The sequence below is a fragment of the Streptomyces sp. NPDC051940 genome, from assembly GCF_040680895.1.
Classification (GTDB): domain Bacteria; phylum Actinomycetota; class Actinomycetes; order Streptomycetales; family Streptomycetaceae; genus Streptomyces.
This window is the reverse complement of the sequence record NZ_JBFAXR010000084.1, coordinates 1-19,884: the sequence shown is the minus strand read 5'-3', so window position 1 is coordinate 19,884 and position 19,884 is coordinate 1. Positions and strand designations below refer to the sequence as shown.

The window sequence follows — 19,884 nt, the reverse complement described above, 5'->3', positions numbered from 1 at the left end:
GCTGTGCGCCCGCACCCGCCGTAGCGGAGCGTCGCCGTGAGGAATCCCACGGTCACCGGGCCCGACCCGGCGGTATATCGTCGGACCAGCGCACCAGAGGAGATCATCCCCATGACGTACCCCGTAGGACTCCGCCTCGAAGGCAAGAAGGTCGTCGTGCTCGGCGGAGGCCAGGTCGCCCAGCGCCGCCTCCCGGCGCTGATCGCCGCGGGCGCCCGGGTGACCCTCGTATCGCCGACCGCCACCCCCTCCGTCGAGGCCATGGCCACCGGCGGCGAGATCCACTGGGAGCGGCGCCCCTACCGCGACGGCGACCTCGCGGACGCCTGGTACGCCCTCGTGGCCACCAGCGACCCCGACGCCAACACCCGCGCCTCCGCCGAGGCCGAGATCCACCGCGTCTGGTGCGTACGCAGCGACGACGCCGCACAGGCCACCGCCTGGACCCCCGCCACCGGACGCAGCGAAGGCGTCACCGTCGCCGTCCTCACCGGCCGCGACCCGCGCCGCTCCGCCGCCGTCCGCGACGCCATCGTCCAGGGCCTGCACAACGGCACCATCGCCGCCCCGCACCACCGCGAACGCACCCCCGGCGTCGCCCTCGTCGGCGGCGGCCCCGGCGACCCCGACCTCATCACCGTGCGCGGACGCCGCCTGCTCGCCGAGGCCGACGTCGTCATCGCCGACCGCCTCGGCCCCCGCGACCTCCTCGACGAACTCCCCGCCCACGTCGAGGTCATCGACGCCGCGAAGATCCCCTACGGGCGCTACATGGCCCAGGAGGCCATCAACAACGCCCTCATCGAACACGCCAAGGCCGGCAAGTCCGTCGTCCGGCTCAAGGGCGGCGACCCGTTCGTCTTCGGCCGCGGCATGGAGGAGGCCGAGGCCCTCGCCGAGGCCGGCATCCCCTGCACGGTCGTCCCCGGCGTCACCAGCGCCATCAGCGTCCCCGGCGCCGTCGGCATCCCGGTCACCCACCGGGGAGTCGCCCACGAGTTCACGGTCGTCAGCGGCCACGTCGCCCCCGACGACGCCCGCTCCCTCACCAACTGGGCGGCCCTCGCGCAGACCCGCGGCACCCTCGTCGTCCTCATGGGCGTCGAACGCCTCGCCGCCATCGCCGACACCCTCATCGCCCACGGCCGGCCCGCCGACACCCCCGTCGCCGTCGTCCAGGAGGGCACGATGGCCACCCAGCGCCTCGTCACCGGCCCCCTGTCCGCCATCGCAGCGACCGTCCGCGAACAGGACATCCGCCCGCCCGCGGTCATCGTCATCGGCGACGTCGTCGACCGCGCCGGGACAACGCCCCTGACGGACACCCCCCGGTAAGGCAGTATCGGAGCCGTGGACGGACTCATCACGATCGAAGACCCCGACGACCCCAGGCTCGCGGACTACACCGGCCTCACCGACGTCGAACTGCGCCGCCGACGCGAGCCCGCGGAGGGCCTGTTCATCGCCGAGGGCGAGAAGGTCATCCGCCGCGCCCGCCGGGCGGGCTACGAGATGCGCTCGATGCTGCTGGAATCCAAGTGGGTCGACCAGATGCAGGACGTCATCGGCGAGGTCCCGGCCCCCGTCTACGTCGTCACCCCGGAACTCGCCGAACAGGTCACCGGCTACCACGTCCACCGCGGCGCCCTCGCCTCCATGCAGCGCAAACCACTGCCCGACCCGGCGGACGTCCTCGCCTCGGCCCGCCGCGTCGCCATCATGGAAGCCGTCAACGACCACACCAACATCGGCGCCATCTTCCGCAGCGCCGCGGCCCTCGGCATGGACGCCGTCCTGCTCTCCCCGGACTGCGCCGACCCCCTCTACCGCCGCAGCGTCAAGGTCTCCATGGGCGCCGTCTTCACCGTCCCCTACGCCCGCCTCGACCGCTGGCCCCGCGACCTCGAAACGGTCCGCGAGGCAGGCTTCACGATCCTCGCACTCACCCCCGCCGACAAGGCCGTCCCCATCGACGAGGCAGCCCCCCACAAGCTCGACCGGGCAGCCCTGATGGTGGGCGCGGAAGGCGCGGGCCTCAGCCGCCGCGCCCTGGTGGCGGCAGACGAATGGATCCGCATCCCGATGGCCCACGACGTCGACTCCCTCAACGTCGGCGCAGCCGCAGCAGTAGCCTTCTACGCCGCCCGCCCGGCCACCTGACCGGGCCCCGCACTCACGCCTTCGGCCACGCCTCCGCCAGCATTCGGCGGGTGTCCGCCAGCAGCTGCGGGAGCACCTTCGTGTGCCCCACCACCGGCATGAAGTTCGTGTCGCCGCCCCAGCGCGGCACGATGTGCTGGTGCAGGTGCGCGGCGATGCCCGCGCCGGCCACCGGGCCCTGGTTGATGCCGAGGTTGAAGCCCTGCGCGCCCGAGGCGTGGCGGAGTGCCGCCATCGCGCGCTTCGTGAAGTCCGCGAGCTCCAGCGTCTCGTCCTGCGTCAGGTCCGTGTAGTCCGCGACGTGCCGGTACGGTACGGCCATCATGTGACCGCCGTTGTACGGGTACAGGTTCAGCACCGCGTACACCGTCTCGCCGCGCGCCACGATCAGCCCGTCCTCGTCGGACTTCGCCGGGATGCTGCAGAACGGGCACCCGTCGCCGGCGTCACCGCTCGTCGGCTTGTTCTCCCCCTGGATGTACGCCATACGGTGGGGGGTCCACAGCCGCTGGAAGGCGTCCGGCGAACCCACCCCGATCTGCAGCTCCGGCTCACTCGTCATGCGAGCAAGCATATGTGGCCGCCCGAACGGACAGACCGAGGGGCGGCCCCACCCAGGCAGGACCGCCCCACGCGTCGTACGTCAGACCTGGACCCGGCGCTCCACCACGTCGACCAGCTCCGCGAGCGCCTGGTCACGGGGGATCCCGTTCTTCTGCGACCCGTCGCGGTAGCGGAAGGACACCGTGCCGCCGGTCATGTCGTCGTCACCGACGATGATCATGAACGGCACCTTGGCCTTCTGGTGGTTGCGGATCTTCTTCTGCATCCGGTCCGAGGACGAGTCGACCTCCACCCGCAGCCCCCGCCGCCGCGCCTCACCGGCGAACTCCTCCAGGTACTCCACATGCCCGTCGCCCACCGGGATGCCCACCGCCTGCACGGGCGCCAGCCACGCCGGGAACGCGCCCGCGTAGTGCTCCAGCAGCACCGCGAAGAACCGCTCGATCGACCCGAACAGCGCCCGGTGGATCATGACCGGCCGCTGCTTCGTACCGTCGGGACCCGTGTACTCCAGGTCGAAGCGCTCCGGCAGGTTGAAGTCCACCTGGATCGTCGACATCTGCCAGGTCCGCCCGATCGCGTCCTTCGCCTGGACCGAGATCTTCGGCCCGTAGAACGCCGCCCCGCCCGGGTCCAGGACCAGCTCGAGCCCCTGCTTCTCCGCCGCCTGGCGCAGGGTCTCGGTGGCCTCCTCCCAGACCTCGTCGGAGCCGATGGACTTCTCCGGGTCCTTGGTCGACAGCTCCAGGTAGAAGTCGTCGAGACCGTAGTCCCGCAGCAGGTTCAGCACGAAGGTCAGCAGCGAGTCCAGCTCGTCCGCCATCTGCTCCTTGGTGCAGTAGATGTGCGCGTCGTCCTGCGTGAAGCCCCGCGCCCGCGTCAGCCCGTGCACGACGCCCGACTTCTCGTACCGGTACACCGTCCCGAACTCGAACAGCCGCAGCGGCAGCTCACGGTACGACCGCCCCCGCGCGTCGAAGATCAGGTTGTGCATGGGGCAGTTCATGGGCTTCAGGTAGTAGTCCGTGCCCTCGTCCAGCTGCATGGGCGGGTACATGCCGTCGGCGTACCAGTCCAGGTGGCCGGACTTCTCGAAGAGCTTCCCCTTCGTGGCGTGCGGCGTGTAGACGAACTCGTAGCCCGCCTCCTCGTGCCGCCGCCGCGAGTAGTCCTCCATGACCCGGCGGATGATGCCGCCCCGCGGGTGGAAGACGGCCAGCCCGGAGCCGATCTCCTCCGGGATGGAGAACAGGTCGAGCTCCGACCCCAGCTTCCTGTGGTCGCGCTTCTCCGCCTCGGCGAGGAACTCCAGATACGCCTTCAGCTCGTCCTTCGACGGCCACGCGGTGCCGTAGATCCGCTGGAGCTGCGGGTTCTTCTCGCTGCCCCGCCAGTACGCCGCGGCGGACCGCATCAGCTTGAACGCCGGGATCATCCGCGTCGTGGGCAGGTGCGGCCCGCGGCACAGGTCCTTCCAGCACAGCTCGCCGGTCTTGGCGTCGAGGTTGTCGTAGATCGTCAGCTCGCCCGCGCCGACCTCGGCGGACGCGCCCTCGGCGGCCTCGGCGGCCGAGCCCTTCAGGCCGATCAGCTCCAGCTTGTACGGCTCGTCCGCCAGCTCCTCGCGGGCGTCCTCGTCCGTGGTCACGCGGCGCGCGAAGCGCTGGCCGCGCTTCTGGATCTCCTGCATCTTCTTCTCGATGCGCTTGAGATCGTCCGGGTGGAACGGCTTCTCGACGTCGAAGTCGTAGTAGAAGCCGTCCTTGATGGGCGGGCCGATGCCGAGCTTGGCATCGGGGAACAGCTCCTGCACGGCCTGCGCCAGGACGTGGGCCGTGGAGTGGCGCAGGATGTTCAGGCCGTCCTCGGAGGAGATCTCCACCGGCTCGACCTCGTCGCCGGCGGCGAGCTCGTACGACAGGTCCTTCAGCTGGCCCGCGACCCGCGCGGCGACGACGGTGCGCTCTCCCTCGAAGAGCGCGCCGGCCGTCGTACCCGTCGTGACCACGCGCTCTTCCGGCTCGGCGGATTCGCGTTTGACGATCACGTTGACGTCGGACACGGGTAGCTCCTCGGGGCTGGATCTTCTTCACGAACGGTTCGGGCACCGCCGTAGGCGGTGCGGCCTGAATCGTACCGAGCCGGGCCGCCCCGACGGAAAACGGCGCCCCTCACCCCCCGCAGGCCTCCTCGAAGAAGTCCAGGTTCTCGTGGAGCGACTTCAGCATCCGGTCCCGTTCCGCCTCCTCCAGCTCCACCGGCGTCACCCCGTCCACGCCCGTGACCCGGCGGAACCCGCCCCGGCTCTCGAGGCGCCCGCTGAGCCGGATGGGCAGCCCGACGAGATGGGCCTGGCCCGCGATGCGGTACGCCTCCTCGTCCAGCGTGGCCCGTACGGCGGTGACCTCGGCGCCGGCGAGGATCTGCAGGCGGACCCGGCCGGGGCCGTTCGGCCGGTCGCGGCGCATGCGGATGACGGAGGCGGTGATCCGTACCGGGATCGAGGGCTCGTCGCGCCGGTACCGGCGGCCCGCGATCCGCAGGGTCTCCAGGTCGCCGGGGGAGAAGTGCACCGGCTCGGGGCGGGTCGAGAGCCCGGCAGGACCGCCGGTGGCCGGGGCCCAGCCGAGGGAGATGCGTACGCCCTGGGTGCCGCGGATCAGCGAGACGAGGGCCCCCGTCAGCTCGCTGCACACGCCGAGCTGTACGGCCGCGTCGAAAGTCTCCATGCCGCCGGTGGCCCGCTCGTAGTCGATGGCGTCCCGTACGCCCTGCAGCGCCCCGTGGAGCACCGCCACGGCGGGCCGCCCGGCCGGTACGGGCACGAAGGCCGTCAGCCGTCCGGCGCCGGACACGGGGCCGACCAGCACGCGCTCCAGCTCCGCCTCGGCCTGCCGGCGGTGCCGGGCGCCGTGGTAGCCGGCCCGTTCCCGTACGGCCAGGACCGCCGCCAGCAGCAGGGAGCGGGCCGCGCCGCGCAGCTGTTCGGCGGCGGCCCAGGCGGGGGTGGCGGTGCCGTCGGGCAGGTCCTGTTCCCAGCGGATCTCGTCGCTGGGGACGGCGAGGCCCACGAGGATCTCGCGGGCCGAGGGCGCGGCGCTGTGTTCGAGGGCCTGCAGGGCCTCGGCCAGCAGATCGGTGCTGTCGGGGAAGGAGCGGTCCCGGGGCACGAGGAGACTGACCCCGCCGGGCCCGGTGCCCGGCGGGGTCCAGCGTGCGTAGCGGGCCGCCGTTGCCCCGTGGCGCTGCCATCCGTGGCGGGCCAGCAGGGCGCTGAGGACGGCGGGATCCGCTGTCGCGGGGTCGGGCGCCGTCATCGGTGCCGGGTGGTTCATGGTCGCCCTCCCTTGCCGACCCGGGTCATGATCTCGCAGAGCGCGCGGTCGTCGAAGACGCGCGCGGTGGGGATGCGGACGACGGTCTTCGTCCGTCCCGTGACCGGGTGGCCGGCGAGGTTCACCCAGTAGCAGCAGTGCCGCAGTTCGAGGCGGTCGTGTCCGGCGCGCAGCCATTCGTCCTGGGTCCGCGGGACGAGCATCACGACGAGGATCTTGTGGACGGAGACGGGGGTGCGGGCCAGCTTCTGCAAATGGGCGTTGTCCAGGGTGAAGGGGAAGGCGGGGCCCTTGGGCCGGGGCGGGATCTGGTAAGTGGCCTTGAGCTGCACCTTGATGGTGACCTCGTCGTCGACGGCGTGGCCCGGTGCGCTGTGGCTGACGTGCCAGTCGATGCCGCTGTCCGGAAAGGGCTGGGCGAGGGTGCAGCCGGCGGCGGCGGCCACGGCGTGCAGATAGCCGACCTGGAGGGTCTCCATGCAAGCGGTGGTCGCGAGCCGGCCGCGCAGCTGCTGCGTCTGCCGCCCCGCTATCAGCCCACCGGATTCGGGCTGCGCGAGCGCCATGGCCCCAACTGCCTTCCGGAATTGTGCTGTCCGTTCTCTTACTGGTTGTCGCCACTCCAAGTAACGGCCAAACGAAGCTCGTTCGACCAGTTGCGGATGCGGGTATGACCAGGTCGGGGCGGGGAGTTGGCAATACCAACGGGGCGAGAGCAGGGAGTTGGCGTCTTGGAGTCGACCACACTCTGGTACGAAGGGCCGCTCGCGGCGTTCGACACCGAGACGACGGGCGTGGACGTCGAGCACGATCGCATCGTGTCGGCGGCGCTGGTCGTGCAGCATCAGGCGACGTCGCCGCCGCGCATCACCCGCTGGCTGGTCTCGCCGGGCGTCCAGGTGCCGAGCGCGGCGACGGAGATACACGGGCTGACCGAGTCCCATCTGCAGCGTTTCGGCCGCTGGCCGTCGCCGGTGATGGAGGAGGTCGGCCGGGCGCTGGCGGCGCAGTCGGCGGCGGGTGTGCCGCTGGTGGTGATGAACGCGCCGTTCGATCTGACGCTGCTGGACCGCGAGTTGCGCCGGCACCGCAATTCGTCGCTGTCGGCGTATCTGGGTGCCAGTCCGCTGTGCGTGCTGGATCCCCGGGTGCTGGACAAGCATCTGGACCGCTACCGCCGCGGCCGGCGCACGCTGACCGATCTGTGCGGCACGTACGAGGTGACGCTGGAGGACGCCCACGACGCGGCGGCGGACGCGGTGGCGGCGCTGTCGGTCGTACGGGCGATAGGCAGGCGCTACACGGAGCGGATAGGCGGGCACCGCCCGGCCGAACTGCACGCCCGTCAGGCGGTGTGGCACGCGGCGCAGGCGCGCGGGCTGCAGGCGTGGTTCCAGAAGTCCGGTACGGAGGAGGTCGTGGACCCGGCGTGGCCGCTGCGCCCGGACCTGCGCCAGGCGGCGTGACCCGGAGACGACGAGAGCGATCCGGTCCGGTTTCCCGGCCTCGGATCGCTCTCGTGTGCGGTGGGCGATACTGGGATCGAACCAGTGACCCCTTCGGTGTGAACGAAGTGCTCTCCCGCTGAGCTAATCGCCCGCTGCGCCGTGGCGCGGGTTGAACATTACAGGGCTCGGGGCCGGGTGTTCAAACCCGTTCCTCCAGCAGCCGTCTCAGCCCCCGCTGTCCGCCCCGCATCATCCAGGCGTGGTTGGCCACGAAGAGCGGCCGGCCCGGCAGTGCGAGCCACCGCATCAACCGGGGTGTCACCTCGACCTCCTGCTCGAACAGGGCGCGCGAACCACGCCCGTTGGCGTGCACGGTGAAGCGCGCGTACCCCACCAGGTCCCCGCTCATCCCGAGCTCCAGCACCCGCGCGCCGGCGTCGTGCCGCCGCTCGTGCCCCTGGACGTGCAGCGTGTACGGCAGGAAGGAGCGGAAGCGAAGCCGGCCGGACGCGCCGTCGAGCCGCCGCACCTCCCGCACCTGCGGCCACCACCGGGGGTACTCCTCGGTTCGTTCCAGCACGCCGTAGACGGCGTCGGGGGGCGCGTCGATCCGCCACTCGCTGCGGAAGCGGTAATGCGTAAAGGCCACAGACTCAAGTCTGCGGCCTTCATGCGTCGGGGTGGGCGATACTGGGATCGAACCAGTGACCCCTTCGGTGTGAACGAAGTGCTCTCCCGCTGAGCTAATCGCCCGGGCGCAGGGACTACGTTACCGCATGTCAGGGGGTGCTCGTGACGCCCCCGTGGCGGCCCGCCCGCGCCGGGGCGGGTCAGCGTTCGATGTTCCAGGGCATCTCGAAGCCGTACTTCGCGACGTACGCCGCCAGCAGTGCGCCGGCGATCACGCAGCCGATGGCGGTCAGCGTGATGTTCCGCCGCCGGACCTTGGGGTCCAGTGCCCGCTGCGCCGCCTCCGTGACCTTGCGCTTCGTCCAGTGCAGCACGACCTGGGCCCAGACGAACTCGGTCGCCCAGACCGCCATGCCCAGGAAGATCACCACCCAGCCGGGTCCCGGCAGGGGCAGCATGACGACGCCGAGGGCGACGATCGCCAGTCCCACGACGAAGACGCCGACCTGCCAGCTCAGGTGCAGCGAGCGCCGCGCCTGGATGAACTTCGGGGCCTTCGAGATCCGGGGCCCCGGTTCCTTGGCGACCTCGCCCGTTCCCTCGACCGGGTTGTCTCCCGGCCCCGTCGCCGCGCCGTCCGTCGTGTCTACCGGGACGGAACGGCCACCTCCGTTACTCTCCGCATTCATGCAGCCCAAACTACCTGAGCGCGGTACTTCACCGGAATGGCCGAGTGCTTAGAACCGGCGCTAGGCCATACGAAGTACCTAAATCATCACAAAACGGTCAGAGGGGTTTACAACCCCCCCGTAGGTGGCATGTCGACTTCGCCGACGTGCGAATCCCCGAGCGCACACTGAGCGAAAGGCCCTGGCGCTTATGAACACCACGGTCAGCTGCGAGCTGCACCTGCGCCTCGTTGTGTCGAGCGAGTCCTCTCTGCCCGTCCCGGCGGGTCTGCGGTACGACACGGCGGACCCCTACGCCGTGCACGCCACCTTCCACACCGGAGCCGAGGAGACGGTCGAATGGGTGTTCGCCCGCGACCTCCTCGCCGAAGGTCTGCACCGTCCCACCGGAACCGGTGACGTCCGCGTCTGGCCGTCCCGGAGCCACGGACAGGGCGTCGTCTGCATCGCCCTGAGCTCCCCGGAGGGCGAGGCCCTCCTGGAAGCCCCCGCGCGTGCCCTGGAGTCGTTCCTGAAGCGGACCGACGCCGCCGTCCCACCCGGAACCGAACACCGGCATTTCGATCTCGACACGGAGCTCTCCCACATCCTCGCGGAGAGCTAGACCAGGCGTCCGCCGCCGTCCGACTCGGGGAGACGGCGAGCGCGGAGACAACCGCACAGAGAACCAGCACGGCATCGCCGCCGCGGACCATCCGCGACGCCGGTGCCGTGCTGACGTTATTGTCGGTGGCACGGGGTGACGCGTTACGGCTGTGGGGAGACCCGTGTTGATCAATCACGACACCCGGTGCGCTCTGGACGCGGTGGTCGGCCTGCTGAACACGGCGGGTAGCGACCCGCTCGCGGAGGGGCTCACCGACGTGGAGGCGCTGCGCCGGTTCGTCGCGGAGCACGACATCAGCGGCGCCCACGATCTCGGCGACCGCGATGTCGCCGAGGTGCGCGCCGTGCGGGACCGCTTCGCGAAGGTGTTCGCCGCCGGCGACGCCCGCAGCGCCGCGGGACTGCTGAACGAGCTGGTCGCCGAGGCGGGCACGACGCCGCGGCTGACCGACCACGACGGCTACGACTGGCACATCCACTACTTCGCCCCCGGCGCCTCCCTGGCCCAGCATCTGGCCGCCGACTGCGGCATGGCGCTGGCGTTCCTGGTGGTCGCGGGGGAGCAGGAGCGGCTGCGCCGCTGCGAGGCCCCGGACTGCGGGCGCGCCTTCGTCGACCTGTCGCGCAACCGCTCCCGCAGGTACTGCTCCAGCCGTACCTGCGGAAACCGGCTGCATGTCGCTGCCTACCGGGCGCGCCGGCGTGAGGCGGACGTCTCGACGGGGTGACGGGCGGGGCGCTCTGACGAATGAACTCCCGGCCAAAAAGCGCGTGTTGCCCTCGCCCCGGTGCCCTCCTGCGCCATCATCGGTGCCGCCATGGCGTACACGACCGAGGACCCCGTCCCACACCCCCAGCAGTCCGCCGCCCCCGAGCCGCGCGGCTGCCTCTTCGCCCTCTCCCAGCCCCCGCTGATGCTGTTCCTCACGGTCATCGGCGGGCTCATCGCCCTCACCGGGGCGCACGACCTCATCCGGTGGTGAGCGGGGACCCGGGTGGTTCCTGCGGATGAGACCGTCCCCGACTTCTCCCTGAGTGCGCCCGCGCACCATGGCCCGGCGGCCGTGCGCGGGTGCACGATGGAGGTATGTTCACCACGACCGGAGGTATGTTCACCGCGACCGTCTGTGCCGCACTGTCCGCGGCGGGCCTGGCCGTCGCGTTCCTGACGGCGTACCGGCGCCGCTTCCGGCGTGCGACGAAGATCGCCGCCTGGTCGCTGCTGCCGATCGGGCTGGCCATGGCCGGACTGGTGAAGCTCGGGGGCAAGATCGGCACGGCCGTCGGCGACTGGGCCACCGATCTGGTCTTCAAGCCCACCGTCTGGGCCGGCTTCGCCGTGATCGCCCTGTCCGTGATCCTCTACGTCCTGTCCCGCCTGGGTGCCGACAAGGCGCCCGGCCGCGTCGACGGCCAGGCGACCCGGCGCGCCGCCGAACCGGGCCCCACCCCCGCCGCACTGGAGCCGTCACGCGCCCCGGCCCGCCGGGCGAAGTCGTCGGAGTCGGGCGAGGACTTCTCCGATATCGAGGCGATCCTGAAGAAGCACGGGATCTGAGGCCGCCGGGCGCGGGGCGAGGACCCCGCGTCGCAGGCGAGGCGCCGCGTTCCGGTGCGGGTGAAGGCCCCGCGTCTCAGCCGAGGAGGCCGTCCACGATCTCCTCGATGCGCTCCCGCAGCCCCTCCTGGCTCTGCCCGCCGTCGAGCCGCTGCCCGGCGATCTCGTACGTCGGGGTGCCCGTGACGCCGATCGCCCTGCCCTCCGCCACGTCGGCGTCCACGGCCAGGAAGTGGCGGCCGTCGACCAGCGCCGTCTCCAGCTCGTCCGCGTCCAGCCCCAGCTCCCGCGCCACCTCGGCCAGCAGCGCCTCGCCCCGGGAGTCGAACTCCTCCACGCGCGCCAGCACCGCCTCGGTGTACGGCCAGCCCTGCCCCTGCTCGGCCGCCTCCTCCGCGGCCTGGGCGGCCGCCAGGGCGTGCTTGTGCTTGTCGAGGGGGAAGTGCCGCAGCCGGATCTCCAGCCGGTCCCCGTAGCGCTCCCGCAGCGCGTGGACGTCCTGAAGCGCCGTACGGCAGTCGGGGCACTGCAGCTCGCACCAGACGTCGAGCACGGGGCGGACGGGGGCGGGGGCGTGGTCTGTCATGGGAGTCAGTCTTCCAGGTCGTCGGGGTGCGGGCGGCCGGGCCCTCAGCGCAGGGGCTTGGTGAAGTGGAACTCGGCCGGGGTGTAGCCCAGCGACTCGTACAGCCGCAGGGCCACCGGGTTGTCGGCGAAGACGTTCAGACCCAGCCGGTCCACGCCGGCCGCCAGGCACTCCCGCTCGGCGAGCAGCATCAGCGTGCGCCCGTGGCCGCGTCCCCGGTACGCGGGGTGGACCTCCACGTCGAAGACCCAGCCGTACGGCTCGTACGGGCGCCGCGGCGCGACCCACACGTAGCCGACGTCCGTGCCCTCGTGGCCCAGGACCAGCAGCGCGTTCCCGGGTGTGTCGGCGCCCTGGGGCAGCTGCACCCGGTAGGACTCGTCGACCGACCGCTCGGCGAGCTCCCGGGGGGTGCCGGCCCGCACGCGCACCTCGACGAAGGCGGCGGCCGCCGCCTCCTGCCACGCCGGGTACTCGATCCGGGTCAGCGGCCGGGGCTCGCTGCCGGGCGGGAGGTCCGGCGGCCCCGTAAGCGTCTTGGACAGCCGGCGGCCGGTCTCGACGTAACCGAGCGCCGACGCGAGGCCCAGGGCGGTGGTGGCCGAGGCGGGTACGGAGATCAGGATCCGCCGGCAGCCCCAGCCGCGCAGCACCTCCTCGGCGGCGAGCGCGGCGACCGTGCCCCGCCCGCAGTGCCGGTCGGGCTCCGCGATCCGCAGATCGCGGATCCGGCCGGCCTCCGGCCCGCCGCGCTCGTCGGTGCGGACGTGGACGGAGCCGACGGGGCGGCCGTTCACGCACACCTCGTAGTCGCGGGAGCGGCCGCCGTCCGCCTCGGGTCTTTCCGGTCCGGTGGGCCGGAGTGTCGTCGTCATGCCCCCTCCTGACTGGCCTTACGGATCGATGTCCGCCGCGGAACGCTCGTCGAAGACCCGCATGGCCTTCGCGGTGACCGGACCCGGTGTGCCGGGCAGGTCGCGGCCGTCGAGCCGGTGGACGGCCTGCACGTCGCGCAGCGAGGACGTCAGGAAGATCTCCTCCGCCTCCTGCAGCGCCTCGAACGGCAGGTCCGTCTCCTGCGCCCCGGTCCACTCCACGATCAGCCGGCGCGTGATGCCCGCCAGGCAGCCGGAGTCGACGGGCGGGGTGTGCAGCTCGCCGTTCAGCACGACGAAGACGTTCGACCCGGTGCCCTCGCACAGCCGGCCGCGGGTGTTGGCGAGCAGGGCCTCGGAGGCGCCCGCCTCGCGGGCCCGGGCCAGACCGACGACGTTCTCGGCGTACGACGTGGTCTTCAGGCCCGCGATCGCGCTGCGCTCGTTGCGCGTCCAGGGCACGGTGACGACGGCCGTGGTGTCCGGCCGGCGCGTGGTCTCGCCCAGGGCCACGACCAGCGTCGGGCCGTCCGCCCCGCGATCCGAGCCCAGCGGCGACAGACCGCCGGTGTACGTGATGCGCAGGCGGCCCAGCGGCATCGGGTTGGCGGCGAGCACCTCGGCGCAGGCACGGCGTACCTCGTCCAGATCCGGCTCGGGCAGGCCGAGGCCGCGGGCGGAGGTCGCCAGGCGCTTGAGATGGCGGGTCAGCGCGAACGGCCGTCCGTCCGTCGCCTTGACCGTCTCGAAGACGCCGTCGCCGACCGTCAGACCGTGGTCGAGGACGGACACCCGGGCGTCCTGGGTGTCGCGCAGTGCCCCGTCGAGCCAGATGTTCACCTACGTGCTCCTTGGATCGGTGCGTGTGCTCCCGACGCTACCGCGAGCAGACGCGACGCCTTGAGCTCGGTCTCCTCCCACTCGCGCACCGGGTCCGAACCCCACGTGATGCCCGCTCCCGTGCCGAAACGGAGCACGGGACCCCCGGGGGAGCGGCGGTCGATCCAGAACGTGCGGATGCCGACGGCCAGCTCGCCCGTGCCGCGGTCGGCGTCCACCCAGCCGATCCCGCCGCAGTACGGTCCGCGCGGGGCCGTCTCCAGCGCGTCGATGATCCGCAGCGCGCTGCTCTTCGGCGCGCCGGTCACCGACCCGGGCGGGAACGTCGCCGCGAACAGCTCCGGCCAGCCCGCGCCGTCCGCCAGCTCGCCGCGGACGGTGGAGACCAGGTGCACCAGCCCGGGGTGCTGCTCCACGGCGCACAGCGCGGGCACGGTGACGGAGCCCGTCGTACAGACGCGGCCCAGGTCGTTGCGGACGAGGTCCACGATCATCACGTTCTCGGCGTGGTCCTTCTCCAGCAGGTCCTCGCGCGTGCGCCCGGTGCCCTTGATCGGGCCGGACTCCACCACGCGGCCGGTGCGGCGCAGGAACAGCTCGGGGGAGGCGGTCGCCACCTCCACGCCGTGCGCCGGGAGGCGGACGGTGCCCGCGTACGGGGCGGGGTTGCCGTGCGCCAGCAGGGCGGTCAGCGCGTCCATGTCGGAGGCGTCCGGGTCCGGCAGGGGCGCGGTCATCACCCGGCAGAGGTTCGCCTGGTAGACCTCGCCGGCCGCGATGTGCTCGCGTATCCGGCGGACCCCGGCTATGTAGGCGTCGCGGTCGAGGGACGACGTCCAGTCGCCGGGCGCGGGACCGCGCCAGCGGCGGGGGTCGGGGACCGGCGGGGTGGTGGCCGTACGGACGTCGCCGAAGCGGGCGCACAGGATCCGCCCCTCGAAGTCGGCGACCACGGCCCAGAAGCCGGTGGAGTCCAGCGCCGCGGGGTCGGTGGTGACGTCCCGCAGATCGGAGGCGATGAGCCCGCCGAAGCGGGCGAGAGGGGCAAGGTCGAGCACGCCTCGAGTCTAGGACCGCCGGCGGACCCGCTGCCGGGTGAGGATCGGGAGCGCCGGTTCGCGGGCGACCCGGCCGGTGGCACAGGGGATACGGAATTTGAGCTGGGACCGGAATCCGCTACAGTTCAACACGTCACCGGGACGCCGCGAGGCGGAACGGATCATGACAGGCGGACGTAGCTCAGTTGGTAGAGCATCACCTTGCCAAGGTGAGGGTCGCGAGTTCGAATCTCGTCGTCCGCTCGATGGGGGTCCTTTGTGGTCCCCGCGTTGGTGGAGTGGCCGAGAGGCGAGGCAACGGCCTGCAAAGCCGTCTACACGGGTTCAAATCCCGTCTCCACCTCGGACGATTAGCTCAGCGGGAGAGCACTTCCCTGACACGGAAGGGGTCACTGGTTCAATCCCAGTATCGTCCACCGGGACCGCGAGGTCCCACCCGCGCGATTAGCTCAGCGGGAGAGCGCTTCCCTGACACGGAAGAGGTCACTGGTTCAATCCCAGTATCGCGCACGCAAAGCCGCTGACCTGCGGTTTATTAGTGGGTCGAGGACGATTAGCTCAGCGGGAGAGCGCTTCCCTGACACGGAAGAGGTCACTGGTTCAATCCCAGTATCGTCCACGTTCGGGCCGGGACTCATCGAGTCCCGGCCCTTCGCGTTGTGCTCAGGAAGAGAAGAGCATCCGGCCCAGGCCGCCCTTGCGGTGGCCGTAGCCGTAGTGGCCGCCGTGGCCGCCGCCGTGCGGAGCGCCCCAGGCCGGAGCCTGCTGCGGGTACGGCTGGGCCGGCGGCGGGGGCGGCGGCGCCTGCTGCTGCCACTGCGCTTCCATCCGCGTGATCGATTCGAGCTCGCCGTAGTCGAGGAAGATCCCCCGGCAGCCGCTGCACTGCTCGATCTGAACGCCGCTGCGGGTGTACGTCTGCATCGGCGCACGGCACTTGGGACACTGCATGGGTCGTCTCAACTCCTCGGACGGCCTTCGATGGTCGGCCCCAGCGTACGACTAGTCGCCCCGAGCCGGACCGGGCGGTACGTAAACCATCCGTCCGCACGCTTTCACCAGGTCCCGGTCTACGTCGTCAGGAGGACGCGACTCCTCCCGCGCGCGTGCGAGGGCGAGCGCCGCGAGCTGCACGGTCAGGGCGCGGGCGGGCGTCTCCACCCTGGCCGGCCAGAGCCCGTCCCGGGGTGTCCCCGCGGCCGGCCCGCCGGCTGACCGGTAGGCGTCCAGGAACGTCTGCCAGTCGGTGGCCGGTATCAGGCCGATGGCATACCAGGCGGCGGGGCGGGCGAGGTCCCAGGCGGGGTCGCCGAGGCCGAGGTCGTCGATGTCGATGAGCACCCAGGGGCCGTCGGGGCAGGGATGCCGGACGAACTGCCCGAAGTGCAGATCGCCGTGGCACAGCCCGGTCGGTCCGTCGTACGGCGCCTCGTCGCGGGCCCAGGCGGGGAGGGAGCGCCAGGCTCGCAGGACGGTGGCTCGGTCTTGGTCCTCTGCGTGGGCTTGTGCTTGGTCCTCTGCGTGACCCTGTGCGCGGGTCCGGGTGGTGGGGTGGGACTGGAGGCGGCGGATGGCGCGGGCGGCCTTGGCCGGGCCGCGCATGGCCGGGATCGGGCCCGGCAGGGTGTCGGGGCTGATCCGGTGCAGGCGGGCCAGCAGTCGCCCGGCCTCCGCCCAGGGGGCGTCCTCGGGCCGCTCCGGCGAGACGGGCGCTCCCTCCGGCCACTCGGTGACGGGACGGCCGTCGAGCGGGGCGCGGGGGCCCGGCAGCGGGGTGAGCAGGATGCCCTTCAGCGCCGGATGCGCGGCGATCCGCAGCCGTGCCCGCAGCGCGTCGTGGTCCGTGTCCTGGGCGTGCGCCTTGACCACCACGCCGCCGCTGCGGATGACGGTGCCGTCGGGGCGGTCCGCGAGTACGTCGGGCGGGTGGCCGGGGCGGAGCGCGGCGAGGCGGTCTATGAGGGTGCGTGGCACGGGGTGATTATCCGTCGTGGGAGCGCCGGGTGTGCGCCGGTCTCGGCTGCCGGGCATTACCGCCTCGCGGGCGGTGGTTACATCGGGCCCTGGCAGCCCTGGGCGGCGGCGATGCCCAGCGCGACGAGGAACGTCACGATCACGAACACGATCAGCCGCTGCCGCAGCATCCGGTCGCGCGACGGCCGCCGCGCCGCCGCCGGCGGTCGCGAGCCCTCCGCCTTGCGCGGAGCGGGCGTACGCCCCGCGGCGGGGCGGGAGGGGCCGGAGGGCGACTCCGCGCGCCCGGCGGAGCCCCGCGGGGGCCGGGCGGGCGCGGGGCCGCGTGATCCGGCGGGGGAGCCCGTACCGCGTGCGGGGGAGGCCGTACCGCGTGCGCCGCCGCCGGAGGTCCCCGCGCTCCGGGCGCCGGGGGTGCCTGTGCCGCGTGCGGCTCCGCCGCCGGGGGCAGCGGTTCCGCGTGCGTCGCCCTCGGCCGGGGCTCCCGGGGCGCGGCCGGGTGCGACGTCCGACTGCGCCTGCGGGAGCATCGCCTCCGTACGGCGCTCCGCTGGCCGCTGGGCGGGCGCCGCCGGGGGTGCCCCCGCGCCGCGCGCCTCGCGGACGGCGATCTCCTTCAGCCGCAGCGACAGCTGCAGCGTCGTCGGCCGCTCGGTGGGGTCCTTCGCCAGGCACGCCTGGATGAGCGGGGCGAGCGCGTCGGGGGTGCCGCGCAGCTGCGGGTCCTCGTGGACGACCCGGTAGAGCATCACCTCGGAACTGCCCTGCCCGAAGGGCGAGTCGCCCGTCGCGGCGTACGCCAGCGTCGCGCCCAGCGAGAACACGTCGCTCGCCGGCGTCACGGCGACACCGCGCACCTGCTCCGGGGCGAGGAAGCCGGGGGAGCCCACCGCCGTACCGACGTGGGTGAGGGTGCTCGCGCCGGTCGACCAGGCGATGCCGAAGTCGATGATGCGCGGGCCCTTGGGCGACAGGAGGATGTTCGACGGCTTGAGGTCCCGGTGCACCACGCCCGCCTCGTGGACGGCGACCAGGCCCTCGGCGAGCGCCGCGCCGATCGCCGCCACGCGGGCGGCGGGCAGCGGGCCCTCCTCGCCGACCTTGTCGTGGAGGGACGGGCCGGGTACGTACTGCGTCGCGAACCACGGCCGGTCGGCGTCCAGATCGGCCGCCACGAGCCGTGCCGTACAGCCGCCGCGGATGCGCCGCGCGGCGGAGACCTCGCGGGCGAAGCGGGAGCGGAACTCCTGGTCCTCCGCGAGATCGGGCCGGATCACCTTCAACGCGACCCGCTGGCCACGCCGGTCGGAGCCCAGATAGACCACGCCCATGCCACCGGCGCCGAGCCGCCGGTGGATGCGGAACGAGCCGACGACCCGCGGATCCTCGCGCCGGAGCCGCATCATCGCCATGAATCATCCCCGCTGCGGTCAGTGTGCTGCTGTCAGGGTCAGCTTAGAGGCTGTGTACGAAACAGAAGGGGCTCCCACGCCCACACGCGCGCGGGGCGTGCAGCCCGGTAAGCCCCCCGGTGGGAACGGCGTTGGGGACGCGGCCCCCGGTCAGCGGCCGGGAACGGGGCTCGTCCGTGGGCGCGGAGCGCGGATTTGTCAGTGCCGGGTGGGATCCTTGAAGTAGCGGGAGGAAGCGGGCCGACCAGGTTCGATACGCCTCCCAACCGCCGTCGCAGATAGGGGGATTGGCCGCTGTGAAAGGCGATCGGATCGAGATAGTTGTGGACGCGGGTGATTCCACCCGCACCTACATGGTCGTGGCCTCCCGGGCCGGCCGGCGCGTGGAGACCTCGGTGAAACGGGGCGTGGTCGAGGTGAGCGAGGTCACGCGCAGCGGGTCGGTGGTGCGGACCGCCCGGTTCATGGCCGCCCGTGTGCTGGCGCTGGTGGAACATCCGGTTCCGCGGACCGACGAATCCGAGCGTCCCCTGGGGGAAGACCCGGGGACCTAGGTCTCCGTCTCCACCCAGGGGAGTATCCGGGGGAGGGGTACGTCATCCTCCGGGAGGCCCGTGAATCGATACGCGGGCATGACGACCGGGGTGGATCCCGCCCCTAGATTTGAAGTCAAGCGGCGGGCGCAGCACTCGTCCCCCGAGGTCAAACGCCCGCCGCCCCAAAACTGTGGAGGTTGAGGACATGTCGGCGGAGATGTTCGGGCGAGGTGTGGTGCGGGGCGGACGCCCCGCGGCCACGTTCGGCGTACAGCCCTCCGGCAGGCGCCACCCGGCGGTGGCGCTGGCCATGGTCCTTCCTCTCGCGGCCGTACTCGCCGTCGTTTTCGGCGGCTGGGAAGCGGTTGCCACCAATGCGTCGTCCGTGGCCGGAGTGATGGGGCTCTGAGCGTCAGCTCTTGAGCGCTATTCATTTGGTCCGGGAGAGCGGCCCGGGCCGGGGACTGCCGGCTCAGCCCCGTGGGGACGGGGGTGCGGCGGACGGACGCGTGGCCCGGGGATCTGGGGAGATCCCCGGGCCTCACGCGTTTTGCGGGGGGTGCGCCCCCCGGGGGCCTTTGGTGTGCGGTGGTGTGATCGGGGTTCCGTGCCTTCGGCGGTGCCTTCGGCGGTCCTTTGGTGTGCGGTGGTGCGATCGGGGTCCCGTGCTTTCGGCGGTGCTTTGGTCTGCGGTGGTGTGGGTCTGTTGCGGGGCGGCCATTGCGTCTTTGGCGTCTGCTCGGTGTGCGGTGGTCCGCGGCTTCGGTGATCCTCTGGCGTGTGTCGGTGTGCGTTCGCTGCGCGGCGGCGACTGCGCCTGGGGCGTCTGTTGGGTGTGGGTGCGTGTGCGTCGACTGCGCGTCGGCTGCGCGGCGCCGCTCTGCGCCGTCGGTGGCTGCTGGGCGTGTGGGGCGGTTGCCGGTCCGTGTCCGGCGCCGCCCGCGCCTTCGGCGCGGGGTTGCCCCCACCCACACGCCACCCGTTGCGGGTTGTCTTGCCTGACGTCGGCGCCTCGGGGGTGAGGGGGCTCCCCGGCGGGGGTGGGCGGTCCGCGTTGGGTGGCCGGTGCTCCGTTGTGCCTTCGGTGGGGGGTGCCGCACCACACGCCACGCGTTGCGGTGTGTTTTGCCTGGCGTCGGCGCCTGGACTGGGACTGGGGGCTGGTAAGCCCTCCAGCGACCACCGGTCGAGGATGGTGTGGGGTGGGCGGTTGTGGTCCGTGACGCCCTTGGTGTGGGTGGGCGGGTGCCGGTTGGTGGCGCCCGTGGCGTGGGTGGGGGGTGCCGGCTGGTGGCTCCCTGCGGCCGATGGCTGTGGTGGCCGGTTGTCGTTGCGGATCGAAGTGATTCTGCGGCCCCAAGGGGCCTTGCCGGGCGGAGCGCGAGGGGACGGCGCCTTGCGCCGCCCAGTGAGCGGCTCCGCTGGCGCTGCGCCGGTGCGGAGCGGGCGGCTCCGCTGCGCTCCGCCGGGGGTTGCCTACGGTGGGCCAGTGGGGCGGCGCCGACTCCGCTGCGCTCCGTCGGCCTGATGCGTAGCGATCGGCTCCGCTGGCGCTCCGCCGAGGGATGCCGGTGGTGGCCCGGTGGGGCTGTGTCGGCTCCGCTGCGCTGCGC

General features: G+C 72.4%; 22 protein-coding genes and 7 tRNA genes. 14 read left to right on the top strand and 15 right to left on the bottom strand.

What is annotated here, in order from left to right; genetic code table 11:
• The first annotated feature begins 111 nt into the window (after positions 1–111).
• Together cobA and AB0M28_RS27320 are read left to right on the top strand one after the other, a co-directional pair.
• Entirely contained in the window at positions 112–1,335 is a 1,224-nt protein-coding gene (gene cobA, locus AB0M28_RS27325) for a uroporphyrinogen-III C-methyltransferase (RefSeq protein ID WP_365410357.1), read from the top strand.
• Positions 1,336–1,350: 15 nt separating this feature from the next.
• Positions 1,351–2,160: an RNA methyltransferase gene (locus AB0M28_RS27320; protein WP_365410354.1), complete on the top strand. Its 810-nt coding sequence runs from the start codon at positions 1,351–1,353 to the stop codon at positions 2,158–2,160.
• Between the two features lie 13 nt (positions 2,161–2,173).
• Here the strand turns inward: AB0M28_RS27320 and AB0M28_RS27315 are convergent, their stop codons facing one another.
• From AB0M28_RS27315 to AB0M28_RS27300, 4 genes are all read right to left on the bottom strand, one after another.
• Positions 2,174–2,734: an HIT domain-containing protein gene (locus AB0M28_RS27315; RefSeq protein WP_365410351.1), complete on the bottom strand. Its 561-nt coding sequence runs from the start codon at positions 2,732–2,734 to the stop codon at positions 2,174–2,176.
• A gap of 69 nt (positions 2,735–2,803) precedes the next feature.
• A complete protein-coding gene (gene thrS / locus AB0M28_RS27310; RefSeq protein ID WP_365410348.1) occupies positions 2,804–4,786 on the bottom strand; it encodes a threonine--tRNA ligase in 1,983 nt (660 codons plus the stop codon).
• A 109-nt stretch (positions 4,787–4,895) separates the two neighbouring features.
• Positions 4,896–6,059 carry a hypothetical protein gene (locus tag AB0M28_RS27305; RefSeq protein ID WP_365410345.1) on the bottom strand — a complete coding sequence of 388 codons (1,164 nt, stop codon included), beginning with the start codon at positions 6,057–6,059 and terminating at the stop codon, positions 4,896–4,898.
• The gene (locus tag AB0M28_RS27300) at positions 6,056–6,625 is read right to left on the bottom strand and encodes a DUF4365 domain-containing protein (RefSeq protein ID WP_365410342.1); all 570 of its coding nucleotides are present in this window, start codon (positions 6,623–6,625) and stop codon (positions 6,056–6,058) included. The genes AB0M28_RS27305 and AB0M28_RS27300 overlap by 4 nt, the downstream gene beginning before the upstream one ends.
• 165 nt (positions 6,626–6,790) lie before the next feature.
• On the opposite strand from AB0M28_RS27300, the gene AB0M28_RS27295 reads away from it, so the two are divergent.
• Positions 6,791–7,525, top strand: coding sequence for an exonuclease domain-containing protein (locus AB0M28_RS27295; protein ID WP_365410339.1), 735 nt, complete (start codon positions 6,791–6,793; stop codon positions 7,523–7,525).
• A gap of 61 nt (positions 7,526–7,586) precedes the next feature.
• Here the strand turns inward: AB0M28_RS27295 and AB0M28_RS27290 are convergent.
• The 4 genes from AB0M28_RS27290 to AB0M28_RS27275 form a co-directional block, all read right to left on the bottom strand.
• Positions 7,587–7,658: transfer RNA gene (locus tag AB0M28_RS27290), tRNA-Val, on the bottom strand.
• 48 nt (positions 7,659–7,706) lie between these two features.
• Positions 7,707–8,156 carry an SRPBCC family protein gene (locus AB0M28_RS27285; RefSeq protein WP_365410336.1) on the bottom strand — a complete coding sequence of 150 codons (450 nt, stop codon included), beginning with the start codon at positions 8,154–8,156 and terminating at the stop codon, positions 7,707–7,709.
• 32 nt (positions 8,157–8,188) lie between these two features.
• Positions 8,189–8,260 (bottom strand) — tRNA-Val (locus tag AB0M28_RS27280).
• A gap of 77 nt (positions 8,261–8,337) precedes the next feature.
• The gene (locus tag AB0M28_RS27275) at positions 8,338–8,826 is read right to left on the bottom strand and encodes a TIGR02611 family protein (RefSeq protein WP_365410333.1); all 489 of its coding nucleotides are present in this window, start codon (positions 8,824–8,826) and stop codon (positions 8,338–8,340) included.
• 190 nt (positions 8,827–9,016) lie between these two features.
• Here AB0M28_RS27275 and AB0M28_RS27270 point away from each other — a divergent pair, with 190 nt between their 5' ends.
• The 4 genes from AB0M28_RS27270 (at position 9,017) to AB0M28_RS27255 (ending at position 10,990) form a co-directional block, all read left to right on the top strand.
• Entirely contained in the window at positions 9,017–9,430 is a 414-nt protein-coding gene (locus tag AB0M28_RS27270) for an SsgA family sporulation/cell division regulator (RefSeq protein ID WP_003959770.1), read from the top strand.
• A gap of 163 nt (positions 9,431–9,593) precedes the next feature.
• The gene (locus AB0M28_RS27265; protein WP_365410330.1) at positions 9,594–10,160 is read left to right on the top strand and encodes a CGNR zinc finger domain-containing protein; all 567 of its coding nucleotides are present in this window, start codon (positions 9,594–9,596) and stop codon (positions 10,158–10,160) included.
• Between the two features lie 90 nt (positions 10,161–10,250).
• Complete coding sequence (locus AB0M28_RS27260; protein WP_365410327.1) at positions 10,251–10,415, top strand: hypothetical protein; 165 nt, start codon at positions 10,251–10,253, stop codon at positions 10,413–10,415.
• Between the two features lie 125 nt (positions 10,416–10,540).
• The gene (locus AB0M28_RS27255; RefSeq protein WP_365410411.1) at positions 10,541–10,990 is read left to right on the top strand and encodes a hypothetical protein; all 450 of its coding nucleotides are present in this window, start codon (positions 10,541–10,543) and stop codon (positions 10,988–10,990) included.
• Positions 10,991–11,066: 76 nt separating this feature from the next.
• On the opposite strand, the gene AB0M28_RS27250 is transcribed toward AB0M28_RS27255, so the two are convergent.
• Genes AB0M28_RS27250 through AB0M28_RS27235 form a run of 4 tightly spaced genes read right to left on the bottom strand, consistent with a single transcriptional unit; the run spans position 11,067 to position 14,349 of the window.
• Positions 11,067–11,576: a DsbA family protein gene (locus tag AB0M28_RS27250; RefSeq protein ID WP_365410324.1), complete on the bottom strand. Its 510-nt coding sequence runs from the start codon at positions 11,574–11,576 to the stop codon at positions 11,067–11,069.
• Positions 11,577–11,620: 44 nt separating this feature from the next.
• The gene (locus AB0M28_RS27245; protein ID WP_365410321.1) at positions 11,621–12,451 is read right to left on the bottom strand and encodes a GNAT family N-acetyltransferase; all 831 of its coding nucleotides are present in this window, start codon (positions 12,449–12,451) and stop codon (positions 11,621–11,623) included.
• An 18-nt stretch (positions 12,452–12,469) separates the two neighbouring features.
• The gene (locus AB0M28_RS27240; RefSeq protein ID WP_365410318.1) at positions 12,470–13,291 is read right to left on the bottom strand and encodes an aminodeoxychorismate lyase; all 822 of its coding nucleotides are present in this window, start codon (positions 13,289–13,291) and stop codon (positions 12,470–12,472) included.
• Positions 13,288–14,349 (bottom strand): chorismate-binding protein, encoded by a 1,062-nt coding sequence (locus AB0M28_RS27235; RefSeq protein ID WP_365410315.1) that lies wholly within the window; start codon positions 14,347–14,349, stop codon positions 13,288–13,290. The genes AB0M28_RS27240 and AB0M28_RS27235 overlap by 4 nt, the downstream gene beginning before the upstream one ends.
• Before the next feature lie 170 nt (positions 14,350–14,519).
• Between AB0M28_RS27235 and AB0M28_RS27230 the strand changes: the two genes are divergently transcribed.
• From AB0M28_RS27230 to AB0M28_RS27210, 5 genes are all read left to right on the top strand, one after another.
• Positions 14,520–14,592: transfer RNA gene (locus AB0M28_RS27230), tRNA-Gly, on the top strand.
• A gap of 29 nt (positions 14,593–14,621) precedes the next feature.
• Positions 14,622–14,692: transfer RNA gene (locus tag AB0M28_RS27225), tRNA-Cys, on the top strand.
• 1 nt (position 14,693) lies between these two features.
• Positions 14,694–14,765: transfer RNA gene (locus AB0M28_RS27220), tRNA-Val, on the top strand.
• 22 nt (positions 14,766–14,787) lie between these two features.
• A tRNA-Val gene (locus AB0M28_RS27215) sits at positions 14,788–14,859 on the top strand.
• A 37-nt stretch (positions 14,860–14,896) separates the two neighbouring features.
• Positions 14,897–14,968: transfer RNA gene (locus AB0M28_RS27210), tRNA-Val, on the top strand.
• 44 nt (positions 14,969–15,012) lie between these two features.
• Here AB0M28_RS27210 and AB0M28_RS27205 read toward each other — a convergent pair.
• The 3 genes from AB0M28_RS27205 to AB0M28_RS27195 all read right to left on the bottom strand — a co-directional run bounded on the left by AB0M28_RS27205 (position 15,013) and on the right by AB0M28_RS27195 (position 17,735).
• Entirely contained in the window at positions 15,013–15,300 is a 288-nt protein-coding gene (locus tag AB0M28_RS27205; RefSeq protein WP_365410312.1) for a zf-TFIIB domain-containing protein, read from the bottom strand.
• A 51-nt stretch (positions 15,301–15,351) separates the two neighbouring features.
• A complete protein-coding gene (locus AB0M28_RS27200) occupies positions 15,352–16,323 on the bottom strand; it encodes a phosphotransferase (protein ID WP_365410309.1) in 972 nt (323 codons plus the stop codon).
• 77 nt (positions 16,324–16,400) lie between these two features.
• Entirely contained in the window at positions 16,401–17,735 is a 1,335-nt protein-coding gene (locus AB0M28_RS27195) for a protein kinase (protein ID WP_365410307.1), read from the bottom strand.
• 296 nt (positions 17,736–18,031) lie between these two features.
• On the opposite strand from AB0M28_RS27195, the gene AB0M28_RS27190 reads away from it, so the two are divergent.
• Together AB0M28_RS27190 and AB0M28_RS27185 are read left to right on the top strand one after the other, a co-directional pair.
• Complete coding sequence (locus AB0M28_RS27190) at positions 18,032–18,289, top strand: hypothetical protein (RefSeq protein WP_365410305.1); 258 nt, start codon at positions 18,032–18,034, stop codon at positions 18,287–18,289.
• A gap of 187 nt (positions 18,290–18,476) precedes the next feature.
• Entirely contained in the window at positions 18,477–18,680 is a 204-nt protein-coding gene (locus tag AB0M28_RS27185; RefSeq protein ID WP_365410302.1) for a hypothetical protein, read from the top strand.
• The last annotated feature ends 1,204 nt before the right edge of the window (positions 18,681–19,884 follow it).